The sequence below is a fragment of the Mycetocola sp. Y791 genome (assembly GCF_059445325.1).
Genome location: NZ_JCAIUC010000004.1, coordinates 1 through 14,703, shown reverse-complemented (window position 1 = coordinate 14,703; position 14,703 = coordinate 1). Strand labels below are relative to the sequence as shown.

The following is a 14,703-nucleotide window of genomic DNA, read 5'->3' as shown; positions in this document are numbered from 1 at the left end:
GCTGGGGGCATGACGAACAACGACCACCTCTCCGCCCCAGCCACCCCCGACTCCTCGAGCCCCTCGATTTCGAACGAGCACTGGGACGTCATCATCATCGGTGGCGGCGCCGCCGGACTCAGCGCCGCTCTCATCCTGGCTCGCGCCCGCCGCCGCGTACTCGTCTTCGACGCGCAGGAGCCCCGCAATCGATTTGCACCCCACATGCACGGCGTGTTGAGTCGAGACGGGTACTCACCGCTCGATCTCGTTGCCGACGGCTACCGCGAAGTGCGCGCTGTCGACGGGGTGATCGAGAACGCCCGTGTCACCCAGAGTCGTGCGACGCCCGAAGGATTCGAACTCGTCACCGACGCCGGTGTCCGTGCGACCGCGCGCCGCCTCATCGTCGCGACCGGGACGCGGGACGAACTTCCGGACATCCCCGGCCTCTCGGAACACTGGGGGCGCGGCGTGGTGGCCTGCCCGTATTGCGACGGCTACGAGGCGACCGGTCGGGCCATCGGAGTGCTCGCCGGCTCCGTGTTGGGCCTGCACAAGGCGCACATGTTGCGGTCGTACTCGAGCGATATCACCGTGTTCACTGCACTCGTCGGCCCCATCCCCGACATCGACCGGCGCGTACTCCACCAGCGCGGCATTCGACTGGAGGATCGCCCCGTCACACACGTTGTCGCTGAGGGACAGACGATGACCGGGCTCGCCCTCGCGGACGGCACCGTCGCGCCCATTGATGTCGTGTTCGCTGAACCGACACCCATCGCACTGGACGAGCCGCTGAGGCAGCTCGGCGCCGACCGCAGCGACACTCCCTTCGGCCCGTGGACAGCGGTCGACGCGTTCGGCAAGACCAGCGTCCAGGGCGTGTGGGCGGTCGGCAACTCTGCCAACCCGGGTGCGCTGGTTCCCATCGCTGCCGGGGCAGGCGCGACCGCCGCCCTCGCCATCAACGGTGAACTCGTGGCCGAGGACGTCGTTGCAGCCACAGAACGCGTCACCACACTCACTTCTCACCCCTCGAATGATTTCCCAGTCGGCCGAGAGTTCGCGTCCATCTCCGACGCGGTCGGAAAGTGACGGCGATGAGTTCCGAGAAACCGATCACCGATCCGGCCGCTTTCTGGGAGGCTCGCTATGTCTCCAATCGCGGCCACGACGGAGGGATGTGGAGCGGTCGCGTCAACGCGACGGTCGAACACGAGGTGTCTGGCCTGACCCCTGGCACTGCACTCGAACTCGGGAGCGGCGAGGGTGGCGACGCGCTGTGGCTCGCCGCACACGGCTGGGACGTGACCGCCGTCGACATCTCGGCGACCGCGCTGACCGTCGGAGCAGCCAGAGCTGCCGACAGCGGCCTGGCCGACCGCATCAGCTGGGTACAGGCTGACCTCGCCACGTGGCATCCGTCAACCGAGTTCGACCTAGTGACTGCGGCGTTCCTCCACTCGCCCGTCGAACTCCCCCGCGAGGACATCCTGCGTCGCGCGGCCTCCGCGGTTGCGTCTGGCGGTCGGCTCCTTGTTGTCGGGCACGCGGCCTTTCCACCGGGGGCGAGCCACGACCACGCCGACAACCACGACGCCCCACCGTTGCCGACACCGGACGCCGTATTGGCGTCGCTCGAGCTGCCTGGCGGCTGGGTGGTCGAAACCAATGCGCTCTTCGACAGACCGGTCACGGGGAGGGACGGAACAAGCCTCACGCTGGTCGACTCCGTGTTGCGGGTGCGGCGGAGCTAGCCGGGCTGCCCGCTGACCAGCCCCGCTCGCCGGCAGGCCCCGGGGCTGGCTCAACCGGGTGCTCAGTACCATGGTCACATGCACCCCATGCCGCAGAATCCCTCTGCACTCAGCACGCCACCCGGACCCCGGACCAACGCAATGCACGATGCTCGGGGCCACGGAGCTGTGGCGGGCATGACCGGCCAGTGGCTCGTCTCCGAGGGCACCCGCTGGTGGTTTGACACGGGTTCGCTCGCCCTGGACTTCGCATACACCGGTCACGTCGGCGTGGATGCTGCAGCTGAGAGCGCGGAGGACGAGGAGACTCTCCTCCGTCCGGACGACCTCACATCCTGGCTCGAGACCAGGCTGCCCAGTGCCCCGGCCACCGACCGCGATCTGCAGGACGCGCTCATGCTCCGCGGGGCCATCGCGAGGCTCGCGCTTGCGGCGAGCGCCGGTCGCGATCCGGGGGCCCGGGACATCGACCTTCTCAACCTGTACGCGGCAACCCCGGATATCCCGCCGCGCCTTGCCGGCGGCACCGTGCAGGCCGGGCGCACAGAGCCGCGGACCGGTCAGGCGCTCTCCACTGTGGCCCGCGACGCCGTCGCGCTCTTCTCCGGCGAGACGCTCGGTCGCATCCGCGAGTGCGACGCCGAGGACTGCCCGCTCATCTACCTCGACACCTCGCGCGCCGGCAACCGCCGCTGGTGCTCGATGCAGCGCTGCGGAAACCGGCACAAGGTTCGCGCCCACCGGGCGCGGGAGGCGGCTACTCGCTGATCGTCACCGAGCGGTCGAACGCCACGTACCCGGAGAAGTCCTTGCCGACCCTGTCAAACGCGGTCGGGTACGGCTCCGGGTAACTCCAGGCCAGGTCCTTCTTCTCCGTGCCGTCGACCGTGACGTTCCAGTACTGGCACGCTCCCTTCCACGGGCAGGTGTAGGGAGTGGGACTCTCGGAGAACAGGTCCTCGGCGATGCTCGACGGCGGGAAATACCAGTTCCCCTCGATCTTGACGAGGTCTTCGGTCGGAGAATCGGCGATTACTGTGTCCTGATACGTAGCCTTCATGGGGCCGACGATACGCCCGGCATCCGCCCGAAACCATCGCTTGCGAGAGTTCGCAGAGAGCTATCAGGATGCCTGCACGTTCCCGTGCCGGCTCAGACCAGACGCAGCACGTCGACCGAGTCCGTCGAGTCCAGCCGGGCGGCGGCGACAACCCGGTCGCGGTGGCCGTCCGCGATCAGTTCCTGGCCGGCGACGGATGCCGTGAACAGGTGTCCGACCGCGTTCCTCAGTCCACCGAATGCCGCACAGGCGACAGCGGCCTCGGGCGAGGTGAAGTCGATTCCGATCGTGGTGAGCGCATCGATGACAGCGCCGGCCGCGAGCAGGTCGTTGCTCGCGAAGCCGCAATCCCGCCCCGCAGCAACCACAGCGATCGAGACCCGGCGCCCCCGCTGGACCTGCTGCTCGAGCAGCCACGCGGCGACCGCGCTGCGGTTGGTGAGGTTCGCCGCGACGGCGCTGGTCGAGTCCCCCAGCGACTTGAGCGCAGCGTCCGCCCCGGCGAGCGCGAGCGAGTCGACCCACACGACGATGTCGGCGTCGCCGATTCGCGAGAGGCCGTCAATACCGACGTCGAACCGCACCTGATACTTCGACTGGGTGGTCGGCAGGTTTCGGGTGGCAAGTTCAGGCATGCATCAAGGCTAGCCGCGGCATCCGGGTGCCGGCTCTACTGTTACGCCGTCTAACGGCGGTGCTCGGGGTAGCGGCGATCGTCGGCACTCGGCCGCTGCATGGCCTCCCTGATGAGATGGAAGTCATACCGTGAGATCTCAAGCAGCCCGCGTCGCAGCTGGTAGCCCCACTGCGGCTGGTCGCGAGTGAAGTCGAGCATGCCGAGCATCGGACGGATCGGTGCCGGCTCGGCATCCCGCTCGTAATCCACGCGCCGACGCCACGGCCGCCGGTCAAGCGACAGCGCCTGGTACGGCATCCCCGAGGCGATTCGACCGATCGCCGTGAACTCCCGCAACGGCTCCCCGTCGGGATACTCGGTCTTCGGCGAATACCAGACGATGCCGTCCGCCTCGCCCATCGCGTCGAGTCCGCCGCGTTGCCCGTGGTTCACCTGGGCGATCCCCAGATCGACGGCATTCCGGACGTGGTCACGCGACGCCACAGCCAGCCAGTACCGAATCGCCATCCCCCCTGTTTAGCGCATTCCGCCGACTCCACCGGTCGCGCGCGGCGTCCGGGCGCGTAAACACCTCCATACTGGGCATATGCGAGTTCAACTGAAGCTCATCCTCGACTGCGAGCCCGACGACGCGTGGCGAGCGCTGCGCTCGCCCACCGTGCTGCAGGAGCTCTACGGGCCACTGCTCACCCTCGCCCCTGACTCGCCAATGCCGACGCTCTGGGAGCCCGGAGCGATGCAGGTAACCATGAAGGGTGTTGGCGTCGTGTCCGTCGGGCGTCAGCTGCTCGACCTTGACTTCGATCTCAAGCGGATGCCCGGCGTGCGGATTCTTGTCGACAACGGTCGACCGCTGAGCGGCCCCCTCGCCCTTCTCGACAGCTGGCACCACCGCATGGCCGTCGCGCCGGCCCCTGGCCAGCCCGGCAAGACCCTCTACCGCGACCGGCTCGACATCACGGGACCCGCTGCCGTCGCACTCTGGATGCCGCTATGGACGATGTGGCAGTGGCGCGGGCTGCGCCTCACGCAGATGGCACCGAACTGGGCGTTCGAACCGGTGCAGCCGGACGCTCCGGTGGACGCAGCGACCGGCACAGAAACCAACACAGAAACCGACACAGAAGCCGGCCAGGAGTAGGCGCTCACGGCGTCCTGCCAGACGTTACCTCGGAGCATCCGCTAGACTGAGGGAACTTGCGGGCCCATAATCGTGCCCCTTGCGTCGTAGAACGCTTCCTCTCTCCCCGAGAAACTCGGGTCGATGACTCTTCATACGGCGAACGGATGTGGCCTCTGCCACCTTCGCCACTTGCTCCCGCTCCAGCGATTTCGCCTGTCGAGATCCGTACGGGATGCTTTGCCCCGAAAGGCACCACTTTGTCAGAAACTGTCCCGGACACCACTTTCGCTGAACTCGGCGTCCCCGCCGCGCTCGTCTCGGCTCTCGCCGCAGACGGCAAGACCCTCGCCTTCCCGATCCAGGTCGACACGCTCCCCGATACCCTCGGTGGCCGCGACGTTCTCGGTCGCGGAAAGACCGGCTCGGGTAAGACCCTCGCGTTCAGCATCCCGATGGCCGCACGCCTCGGCGGCAAGCTCGCCGGTGGAAAGCGCCGCCCGGGCCGTCCCCTCGGTCTCGTGCTCGCACCGACCCGTGAACTCGCCACCCAGATCTCGGCTGTGCTCACCCCGCTCGCCGCTGCGTACGGCCTCAACACCACCACCATCTTCGGCGGAGTCAACCAGACCCGCCAGGTCACCGCGCTCAAGGCTGGCGTCGACATCGTCGTTGCCTGCCCCGGTCGCCTCGAAGACCTCATGAAGCAGGGCTTCGTCAACCTCGACGCCGTCGAGATCACCGTGCTCGACGAGGCCGACCACATGGCCGACCTCGGCTTCCTGCCGGTTGTCACACGCATCCTCGACAAGACGCCGTCCAACGGACAGCGCCTGCTCTTCTCGGCAACGCTCGACAACGGAGTGGACAAGCTCGTCCGACGCTTCCTGCACAACGAGGTCCTGCACAGTGTCGACGAGGCCACCAGCCACGTCTCCGCGATGACCCACCACGTGTTCGAGGTCTCCGGCCCCGACGCCAAGAAGGACCTCATCGAGACCCTCGCATCGGGCACCGGCCGCCGCATCCTCTTCATGCGCACCAAGCACCACGCGAAGAAGCTCGCCAAGCAGCTCACCGACTCGGGCATCCCGTCCGTCGACCTGCACGGTAACCTCTCGCAGCCGCAGCGTGACCGTAACCTCGCTGCGTTCAGTGATGGAACCGCCCGCGTTCTCGTGGCGACGGATGTCGCGGCTCGCGGCGTGCACGTCGATGACGTCGAACTCGTCATCCACGTCGACCCGCCCATGGAGCACAAGGCATACCTGCACCGTTCGGGCCGTACCGCCCGTGCCGGCAGCGCCGGTGACGTCGTCACCATCTGCCTCCCGACCCAGAAGAAGGACCTCGCCGTTCTTCTCCGCAAGGCCGAGATCAAGGTGACCCCGGTTGCCGTCACGTCGAAGAGCCCCGAGGTCACAGCCCTCGTCGGCGAGGTCGCCGCGTACGTCAAGCCGCTCCCCCGCGTCGTTCAGGCCCAGGGCGGTGGACGCTCACAGGGCGCCAACGCCCAGCGCAAGCGCGCCGGCCAGGGTGGACAGGGCGCTGGACGGTCACGTTCGGGCTCCGGTTCACGCGATTACTCCACGTCGTCGGCAGGAACAACGGGTCGCCGCCACGAGGGTGCAGCATCGGGCCGTCCGGCTCAGGCTCGCCCGGCCCAGGCTCGCCCCGAGCGTTCCGCCCGCCCGGCATCCTCCGGTGGCGCATCCTCCGGTGGACAGCGCACGAACCGCCGCGTTTCTAGCGGAAGCTAACTTCAAACGCTCAATACCGGCCGGTCCGCGCTCCAGGTTTCTGGAACGCAGGCCGGCCGGCTTTTTTCGGTTGCCCCGGCATCCGCCCTCGCCGACTTCTGACCTCCTGGCACCCGGATGCGCCGCTAACGAGGGGATGCCATCACTCGATTTCACGGCAGCGGGACCAGAGGGTATCGTCACGGTATGAGCAGCGAAGCCACCGTCACCCCGATCCGCGACGTTATTGTCCGCCCCGTCCGCGATGTCGACGCGGAGTCACTCGGTCGAGTCCACGCACAGTGCTGGCACGAGCAGTACGACGAGATCATCTCGAAAGCAGCGCTCGAGCACCTCTCCCCCCGCCGCATGGCCGAGCTCTGGACCCACTGGATGAACCAGGGGCCCGAGTACCTTCAGTTCGCCGCTGTGCTGGACGGAGACATCATCGGGTTCTCCGGTTCAGGCCCCGCCCGTGACGCCGACGCACCCCGCCATCGGGAGCTGTACTTCATCAACATGCTCGCCGAGTTCCGAAGCACGGGCACCGGCCAGAAGCTCTTCGACGCCGCGATCGGCGACGCTCCCGCGTACCTCTGGGTGTCATCGGCGAACACCCACGCGCGCCACTTCTACGAGAAGAACGGGTTCATCGCGGATGGCGCCGAGCACACGGAGCCATTCCTCGGCGAGGAGATCCACGAAGTCCGCTACGTCCGGTAGCGCTTCGAGCGCCGCGAGCGCTACCTCAGCTGTCCCACCGAGGCGAGCGCGACCCGAAGCAGGGTGCCACGTCCACCTTCCATCTCGTCGCTGACGGCATCCGATTGCGCTTCCTCAGGGGTCATCCAGGTGATCTCGAGTGCGTCCTGACGCGGGTCGCAGGTCCCGGTGACGGGAACGACGTAGGCCAGGGCGACCGCGTGCTGCCTGTCATCGGTGTACGCGGAGATCCCCGGCATCGGGAAGTATTCGGCCACGTGGAACGGGGTCGGCGACGCTGGAAGCAGCGGGAAAGCCATGGGTCCGAGGTCTTTCTCGAGGTGGCGGAACAGCGCGTCGCGCAGCGTCTCGCCGTAGAGCACACGCCCGGAGACCAGCGTGCGGGTCATCTGCCCCGTCGACGTCGCGCGGAGCAGCACTCCCACCTCGGTGACGATTCCGAGGCCGTCGACACGAACCGGCACCGCCTCGACGTACAGCAGCGGCAGCCGCTGACGAACCTCAGCAAGCTCAACGTCGCTGAGCCAGCCCGGGGTCGGGTTCGATGACGGTTCCTGCGGCTGGTCGGGGTCGGGAGTGCGAACGCTCATGATCCATTCTTACCAGCGTTCACCTCTGTAGGCTTGACCGAAGTCCCGAATGAGAGAGAACCGCCGGATGACAAAGCCCATGATTGACCACGACGCCGTCCTTTGGTCGGCAACCGGGGAGGATCAGGACGACAGGTCCCTCTTGATCGTGATGCACGGCTACGGCTCGAACGAAGCCGACCTTTTCGGACTGGCGCCGTACCTGCCGCTCGAACCGGTGATCGCATCCCTTCGCGCACCGCTCATCGCTCCCTGGCCCATCGACGGCTTCTCCTGGTACCCGATCGACTCGCCGGGCCAGCCGGACGAGTCCGGGGTCGACCTGGCCGCCGAGGCCGTACTCGAGTGGCTTGACTCCCTGCCGAACCAGCCATCGACGATCGGCCTGCTCGGATTCTCGCAGGGCGGAGCAATGGCGATGCAGCTGCTCAGGCACGCTCCCGAGCGCTTCGCCTACGCCGTCAATCTCTCCGGCTACGTGCCCCCTGGCGTCGTCCCCGGTGACGCGGTGCTCGCCGAGCGCCGTCCCCCGGTGTTCTGGGGCCGCGGTACCCACGACCAGGTCATCCCCCTCTCGGCCGTCACCCGAACCGTGGACTGGCTGCCCACACACTCCAAGCTCGCCGGGCGCATCTACGAGGGACTCGACCACTCGATCTCACAGCAGGAACTCGCCGACATCCGCGCGTTCATCGAACGCCAGTTGTAAATCCGACGGGCATTTAACCTGCGGGGGCGGATGCTGTCGGTAGCGTCAGGCAGGATGGAAACGTGCGAGATGTCCTCGACAGGTTCTCCCCCGCCACCCGTGAGTGGTTCAGCGGGGCGTTTGCCGAGCCCACCGGCGCCCAGATCGGTGCGTGGGATGCCATCTCGCGCGGTTCCCACGCCCTCGTCGTAGCCCCGACAGGGTCTGGCAAGACGCTGTCGGCATTTCTGTGGTCACTCGACCGGCTGATGGCAACGCCGCGGACCGACGACACAGGTACACGCGTCCTGTACATCTCTCCGCTCAAGGCGCTCGGTGTCGACGTCGAGCGCAACCTCCGCGCACCGCTCACCGGCATCACCCAGACCGCGCTGCGCCTCGGCGCAGAGCCACCCCACATCTCGGTCGGTGTCCGCTCCGGCGACACCCCCGCCGCCGACCGCCGGTCACTCGCGAAGAACCCGCCAGACATCCTCATCACGACGCCTGAATCGCTCTTCCTCATGCTCACGTCGGCCGCGCGAGACACCCTCCGCTCGGTCGAGACGGTGATCATCGACGAAGTCCACGCCGTTGCCGCGACCAAGCGCGGCGCGCATCTCGCGCTCTCCCTCGAACGCCTCGATGCACTGCTCGAGAAACCGGCACAGCGCATCGGCCTGTCGGCGACGGTTCGACCGCGCGAAGAAGTGGCTCGCTTCCTCGGCGGCTCCTCGCCGGTCGAAATCGTCGCGCCGCCCGCGTCAAAACGGTTCGACCTCAGCGTCATCGTCCCCGTCGACGACATGACCGACCTCGCATCGGGCGCCCCGTTCATTCCCGAGGGCTCGACCTCTGGCGCACTCGACGGCGAACGCACCGGATCGATCTGGCCGCACGTCGAAGAAGCCATTGTCGACCGCATCCTCGACCACCGATCCACCATCGTCTTCGCGAACTCGCGACGACTGGCGGAGCGGCTCACCGCCCGATTCAACGAGATCTACGAAGAGCGGCTCAATCCTGAGTCCCGCGTCGAAGAAGCCCAACCGGTCGGCACGGCCGTTGCCGTCGGCTCTCCTGCACGCCCGCCGGCCACCCTGATGGGCGGAAGCGGCCAGACCCAGGGCTCCGCGCCCGATGCACCACAGCTCGCCCGGGCACACCACGGGTCCGTGTCCAAAGAACAACGCGCGTTCATCGAGGACGACCTCAAATCGGGCCGACTCCGCTGCGTCGTCGCCACCTCGAGCCTCGAACTCGGCATCGACATGGGTGAGGTCGACCTGGTCGTGCAGGTCGAGTCGCCGCCCTCGGTCGCGAGCGGTCTTCAGCGCGTCGGCCGCGCCGGGCACCAGGTCGGTGAGATCTCGCGCGGCGTGCTGTTCCCGAAGCACCGATCCGATCTCGTCAACTCGGCCGTGGCAGCCGAACGCATGGTCGCCGGCCGCATCGAATCGCTCGCCGTCCCCACCAACCCACTCGACATCCTCGCCCAGCAAACCGTCGCCGCCACAGCACTTGAGCCCATCGGTGTCGAGGAATGGTTCGAGCAGGTGAAGCGCAGCGCCCCGTTCTCGAGACTGCCCAGGTCTGCCTACGAAGCAACCCTCGACCTGCTTGCGGGCCGCTACCCCAGCGACGAGTTCGCGGAGCTGCGCCCGCGCATCGTCTGGGACCGTGACGCCGGTACGCTCACCGGTCGCCCCGGTGCGCAGCGACTCGCGGTGACAAGCGGAGGCACCATCCCCGACCGGGGACTCTTCGCCGTGTACATGGTGTCGAGCGACGCGACGCCGGGGTCCCGCGTCGGCGAACTCGACGAGGAGATGGTCTACGAGTCCCGCGTCGGCGACGTCTTCGCGCTCGGCGCCACCAGCTGGAAGATCCAGGAGATCACCCACGATCGTGTGCTCGTCACGCCGGCGTTCGGCCAGCCGGGCCGACTCCCGTTCTGGAAGGGCGACAGCCTCGGCAGGCCAGCCGAACTCGGTGAAGCGGTCGGCGCGTTCCGCCGTGAGATCGACGGGGCGAGCGAAGCGGATGCCGCGGCACGGCTGAGCGGCGCCGGTCTCGATTCGCGCGCGGCAACGAACCTCGTGGCGTACCTCACCGAGCAGCGAACGGCCACCGGGCACATCCCGTCCGACAAGACGCTCGTCGTCGAACGCACGCGAGACGAACTCGGTGACTGGCGGGTCATCCTTCATTCCCCATACGGCATGCAAGTTCACGCGCCGTGGGCCCTCGCGGTGAGCGCGAGGGTGCAGGAGCGCTTCGGCCTCGACGGGGCGTCGGTCGCGAGCGATGACGGCATCATCGTGCGGATTCCCGACACCGAGGCAGAACCACCGGGTGCCGAACTGTTCGTCTTCGACGCCGACGAACTCGAGGCGCTCGTCACCGAGCAGGTCGGCGGCTCGGCGCTGTTCGCGTCACGGTTCCGCGAGTGCGCGGCCCGCGCACTGTTGCTGCCCAACTACTCGCCCGGAAAACGGGCACCGTTGTGGCAACAACGCCAGCGCTCGGCGCAGTTGCTCGACGTTGCGCGCAAGTACCCGAGCTTTCCGATCATCCTCGAAACCGTGAGGGAGTGCCTTCAGGACGCGTACGACCTTCCCGCACTCCTCGACATCACGAAAAAGCTCGCTGGCCGCGCCATCCGCATCGTGGAAACCACCACCGATCTGCCGTCACCCTTCGCAAAGTCGCTCCTCTTCGGCTACGTCGGTGCCTTCATGTACGAGGGCGACAGCCCGATCGCCGAGCGCAAGGCAGCGGCGCTGACGATCGACAGCGCTTTGCTTGCCGAGCTGCTCGGACAGGTCGAGCTCCGCGAGCTGCTCGACCCTGGCGTCATCGCACGCACCGAAGCCGAGCTTCAGCGACTGGCCGAGTCCCGCCGGGCTCGTGGCCTCGAGGGGGTCGCCGACCTGCTGCGGATGCTCGGTCCACTCACCGTCGAGGAGGTCGCGGAGCGGCTGGAGCCGGTCGGCATCGGAGACGCTGCCGGTACCGGAGACGTCCCTGGCGACGGCCACTCTGCCGACGCAGCAGACGACTCCGCCGCCGCTGACGGCGCGCCGGCATCCGCACCCGCTGACACACACTGCACGTCGGGGCCCATCGACGCGGAACGCCTCGACGCTGCCGCCGCCCACCTCGACACGCTCACCGCCACGAAACGGGCCATTGCCGTCTCGTTCGCCGGCAAGAGCTGGTTCGCGGCGATCGAGGATTCGGCACGGTTGCGCGATGCTCTCGGCGTGCCCCTGCCCATCGGCGTCCCGCTCGCGTTCATCGAGCCGGTGGCCGATCCCGTCGGCGACCTCGTCGCCCGTTTTGCACGCACCCACGGTCCGTTCACCACCCAGCAGGTGGCCGACAGGTTCGGGCTCGGCAGCGCCGTCGCGGCGCACACCCTCACCCGGCTTGCCGACGCTCGCCGAGTTGTCCGCGGTGAGTTCCTCGCCACGGGCAGGGAAGCGATCGGCGATAACACCGAGTGGTGCGACAGCGAGGTCCTCCGTCGCCTCCGTGTGCGTTCGCTGGCGGCTCTTCGGCACGAGGTCGAGCCGGTCGAGCAGGCCGCTTTCGCCCGGTTCCTCCCGGTCTGGCAGCAGGTCGGAAGCCGACTCCGGGGCGTCGACGGTGTTGCCGCGGTCATCGACCAGCTCGCCGGTGTCTCCCTTCCGGCATCCGCGTGGGAATCCCTCGTGTTGCCGCAACGAGTGTCCGACTATTCGCCGGCGATGCTCGACGAGCTGACTGCGACGGGTGAAGTCGTCTGGGCTGGCGCCGGCTCGCTCCCCGGAAACGATGGCTGGGTCACCCTGCATCTCGCGGAGACAGCGCCTCTTACCCTGCCGATCCCGGCTGACGCCGACACCGACGAACTCCAGCGCGAGGTACTCCTCGCCCTGGGTGGTGGTGGCGCGTACTTCTTCCCCCAGCTGGCGGAGGCGACCGGTGCTCGCGACGATGCGTCGCTCGTCACCGCGCTGTGGGAACTGGTCTGGGCTGGGCTGATCACCAACGACACCTTCGCGCCGCTTCGCACACTCACCGGCCACGGAAAGGGCGCACACCGGACCACCCGTGCTCAGCCCAGGTCACGCATGTACCGCGGGCGGCCGCTCCGCCCCGCGACGATGGCCACCAGGGTCGGCGCCCCGATCCTCGGCGGCCGCTGGTCGATCCTGCCGCTCGCCGAGCAGGATTCCACGGTGCGCGCTGCGGCCACCGCCGAGATACTGCTCGAGCGCTACGGCGTCGTGACCCGGGGATCCGTTATGGCCGAGGGTGTGCCGGGCGGATTCGCCCTGACCTACCGTGTGCTGAGCGGGTTCGAGGACTCCGGCCGCGCCCGGCGTGGTTACTTCATCGACGGACTGGGAGCCGCGCAGTTCTCCCTGGCGGGCACGGTCGACCGCCTCCGCTCCTTCACTCGGCCCGACGACGACGACAAGCGCGCACCGTCGGAGGTCGTCACCCTCGCCGCGAGTGACCCCGCCAACCCGTACGGCGCAGCACTTCCATGGCCGGCGCTCGAGACGAGCGGCACCAAGCACAGGCCGGGCAGGAAAGCGGGCGGGCTGGTCACGCTCGTCGATGGTGAGCTCGTCCTGTACTTCGAGCGTGGCGGCAAGACTCTTCTCGCGTTCTCTGACGACCAGGACACACTCACCGTGGCGGCGACATCCGTCGGAACCCTGGTGAAGCGCGGCGCGATCGACAAGCTCGCCATCGAGAAGGTGAACGGTGAGTTCCTCCTCGGCACGCCCGTCGCTGCCGCGCTGCGCGAGGCTGGCTTCAGCGAGACGCCACGGGGCCTCCGGATGCGACATGCCTGAGGGTGACACCGTCTACCGCGAAGCCTTCCATCTCAATCAGGCTTTGCAGGGCGCGACCGTGACCGGTTGGGACATCCGGGTCCCGGCCTTTGCGACATCCGACCTCACCGGTGAACGCATCGAGGGCGTCGCCAGCCGCGGCAAACACCTGCTCCACCGGGTCGGCGACTTCACCCTGCACAGCCACCTCAAAATGGAGGGGTCGTGGCACCTGTACCGCCCGGGCTCACCGTGGAAGCGCCCGGCGTTCCAGGCACGCGCGGTCGTCACGACAGCCGACTGGGTGAGTGTCGGCTTCGACCTGGGCGTAGTCGAGCTCGTTCCCCGGGCAGAGGAGGAGACCGTCGTCGGTTACCTCGGCCCCGACCTCCTTGGCGCCGACTGGAATTCGGACGACGCAATCGCGCGCCTCACGGCTGCACCCGAGGTACCGGCCGCAGTCGCACTCCTCGACCAGCGGAACCTCGCGGGCCTCGGAAACGTCTTCGCGAACGAACTGTGCTTCCTCCGCGGAATTCTGCCCAGCCGCCCCATCGGCGAGACGGATGTTCCGGCGATGGTCGCCCTCTCGTCCCGGCTCATTCTCGCCAACAGGGATCGCGTCGAACGAACCACGACGGGAGACACCCGTCCCGGCCGCAAGGTCTGGGTCTACGGCCGCGCCGGCAAAGCATGCTTGCGATGCGGCACCCGTATCCGAGCGGGCAAACTCGGCCAGGACGAACTGAGTCTGCGCGACACCTACTGGTGCCCCCGCTGCCAGTCCTGAGACTGGGTCAGACGCTGTCGACCTTCGCGAGGAACCCGTCCAGTCGGCTCAGCAGCCCCTCGATCTTCGAGGCGACGACTGCCGATGGATCGGGCTGGATCTCGGATACCGGTGGCTCGACCCGGACGTGCGCTGAGCAGTTCAGGCCAGCACAGAGATAGGTGCCTATCGTGTTTCCGTTCCGGCCTGCGTCGCCCGAGCGCGGAGCGACAAACAGGGCGACGTTGTCGGCCGGCTGAGGCGTCTGGCAGAGCGAGCACATCTGGAAACGGGCCCGGGAGGCCACCGGGTCGGCGCGGCGAAGCACGATGCCAACGGGCTCATCACCGCGCCAGGTCACGAGGTACGCGCGCTGCGGGGCCTTGGGGTCCTGCCAGCCCAGGTAGTCGCGGCGCTCCCAGTCGAGGTGTTCCAACCCGACAGGGACCATGATGCGAAACGCCTCGCCCTTCGAGCAATTCATGAAGGACGTACGGATGTCGATCTCGCTCAGCTCGCGCATGGATCCCCTTCCCAGTGTCGCCCCTCCAGCCTACGAGCCACTCCGCGTCACCCTCAAGCGACGGGCGGAGATCCCCGGCTCCCGAAGGCCGTGTTCTGTCGGTTAAATACGAAGAGCCCGCTGGTGGGCGGGCTCGTTGTGTGTCGTCGGAGGTGGGTTATAAAGATGGTGGGTTAAAGACGAAGAGCCCACCCCGAGGGGTGGGCTCTTCTAAGTTAAGTCCGGCGGTGTCCTACTCTCCCACAGGGTCCCCCCTGCAGTACCATCGGCGCAAAGAGTCTTA

Annotated in this window: 14 protein-coding genes; 9 read left to right on the top strand and 5 right to left on the bottom strand. The window is 67.7% G+C overall.

Annotated elements, in window-relative coordinates; translation table 11 throughout:
- Positions 1-9 precede the first annotated feature (9 nt).
- The 3 genes from AC1C2N_RS13140 to AC1C2N_RS13130 all read left to right on the top strand — a co-directional run bounded on the left by AC1C2N_RS13140 (position 10) and on the right by AC1C2N_RS13130 (position 2,507).
- Positions 10-1,077 carry an NAD(P)/FAD-dependent oxidoreductase gene (locus AC1C2N_RS13140; protein WP_495434238.1) on the top strand — a complete coding sequence of 356 codons (1,068 nt, stop codon included), beginning with the start codon at positions 10-12 and terminating at the stop codon, positions 1,075-1,077.
- Positions 1,078-1,082: 5 nt separating this feature from the next.
- A complete protein-coding gene (locus AC1C2N_RS13135) occupies positions 1,083-1,739 on the top strand; it encodes an SAM-dependent methyltransferase (protein ID WP_495434237.1) in 657 nt (218 codons plus the stop codon).
- Between the two features lie 177 nt (positions 1,740-1,916).
- Entirely contained in the window at positions 1,917-2,507 is a 591-nt protein-coding gene (locus AC1C2N_RS13130; RefSeq protein WP_495434236.1) for a CGNR zinc finger domain-containing protein, read from the top strand.
- Here the strand turns inward: AC1C2N_RS13130 and AC1C2N_RS13125 are convergent.
- The 3 genes from AC1C2N_RS13125 to AC1C2N_RS13115 form a co-directional block, all read right to left on the bottom strand.
- Positions 2,497-2,799, bottom strand: coding sequence for a DUF427 domain-containing protein (locus tag AC1C2N_RS13125; RefSeq protein ID WP_108391826.1), 303 nt, complete (start codon positions 2,797-2,799; stop codon positions 2,497-2,499). The genes AC1C2N_RS13130 and AC1C2N_RS13125 overlap by 11 nt on opposite strands.
- Before the next feature lie 92 nt (positions 2,800-2,891).
- The gene (locus tag AC1C2N_RS13120) at positions 2,892-3,434 is read right to left on the bottom strand and encodes a 2-phosphosulfolactate phosphatase (protein WP_495434235.1); all 543 of its coding nucleotides are present in this window, start codon (positions 3,432-3,434) and stop codon (positions 2,892-2,894) included.
- 50 nt (positions 3,435-3,484) lie between these two features.
- A complete protein-coding gene (locus AC1C2N_RS13115; protein WP_495434234.1) occupies positions 3,485-3,943 on the bottom strand; it encodes an EVE domain-containing protein in 459 nt (152 codons plus the stop codon).
- A 79-nt stretch (positions 3,944-4,022) separates the two neighbouring features.
- Here AC1C2N_RS13115 and AC1C2N_RS13110 point away from each other — a divergent pair, with 79 nt between their 5' ends.
- The 3 genes from AC1C2N_RS13110 (at position 4,023) to AC1C2N_RS13100 (ending at position 7,018) form a co-directional block, all read left to right on the top strand.
- Positions 4,023-4,577 carry a hypothetical protein gene (locus AC1C2N_RS13110; RefSeq protein WP_495434233.1) on the top strand — a complete coding sequence of 185 codons (555 nt, stop codon included), beginning with the start codon at positions 4,023-4,025 and terminating at the stop codon, positions 4,575-4,577.
- 146 nt (positions 4,578-4,723) lie between these two features.
- Entirely contained in the window at positions 4,724-6,316 is a 1,593-nt protein-coding gene (locus AC1C2N_RS13105; protein WP_495434232.1) for a DEAD/DEAH box helicase, read from the top strand.
- A gap of 186 nt (positions 6,317-6,502) precedes the next feature.
- Positions 6,503-7,018, top strand: a complete 516-nt coding sequence (locus AC1C2N_RS13100; RefSeq protein ID WP_483404944.1) for a GNAT family N-acetyltransferase — start codon at positions 6,503-6,505, stop codon at positions 7,016-7,018.
- Between the two features lie 20 nt (positions 7,019-7,038).
- Here the strand turns inward: AC1C2N_RS13100 and AC1C2N_RS13095 are convergent, their stop codons facing one another.
- Positions 7,039-7,608, bottom strand: a complete 570-nt coding sequence (locus AC1C2N_RS13095) for an NUDIX hydrolase family protein (protein WP_108391831.1) — start codon at positions 7,606-7,608, stop codon at positions 7,039-7,041.
- A 67-nt stretch (positions 7,609-7,675) separates the two neighbouring features.
- On the opposite strand from AC1C2N_RS13095, the gene AC1C2N_RS13090 reads away from it, so the two are divergent.
- The 3 genes from AC1C2N_RS13090 (at position 7,676) to AC1C2N_RS13080 (ending at position 13,918) form a co-directional block, all read left to right on the top strand.
- A complete protein-coding gene (locus AC1C2N_RS13090; protein WP_483404945.1) occupies positions 7,676-8,317 on the top strand; it encodes an alpha/beta hydrolase in 642 nt (213 codons plus the stop codon).
- A 62-nt stretch (positions 8,318-8,379) separates the two neighbouring features.
- The gene (locus tag AC1C2N_RS13085) at positions 8,380-13,149 is read left to right on the top strand and encodes an Lhr family ATP-dependent helicase (RefSeq protein ID WP_495434231.1); all 4,770 of its coding nucleotides are present in this window, start codon (positions 8,380-8,382) and stop codon (positions 13,147-13,149) included.
- The gene (locus AC1C2N_RS13080) at positions 13,142-13,918 is read left to right on the top strand and encodes a DNA-formamidopyrimidine glycosylase family protein (RefSeq protein ID WP_495434230.1); all 777 of its coding nucleotides are present in this window, start codon (positions 13,142-13,144) and stop codon (positions 13,916-13,918) included. Before AC1C2N_RS13085 ends, AC1C2N_RS13080 begins: the two co-directional genes overlap by 8 nt.
- A 7-nt stretch (positions 13,919-13,925) precedes the next feature.
- On the opposite strand, the gene AC1C2N_RS13075 is transcribed toward AC1C2N_RS13080, so the two are convergent.
- Entirely contained in the window at positions 13,926-14,420 is a 495-nt protein-coding gene (locus AC1C2N_RS13075) for an FBP domain-containing protein (protein ID WP_483404948.1), read from the bottom strand.
- Positions 14,421-14,703: the final 283 nt, after the last annotated feature.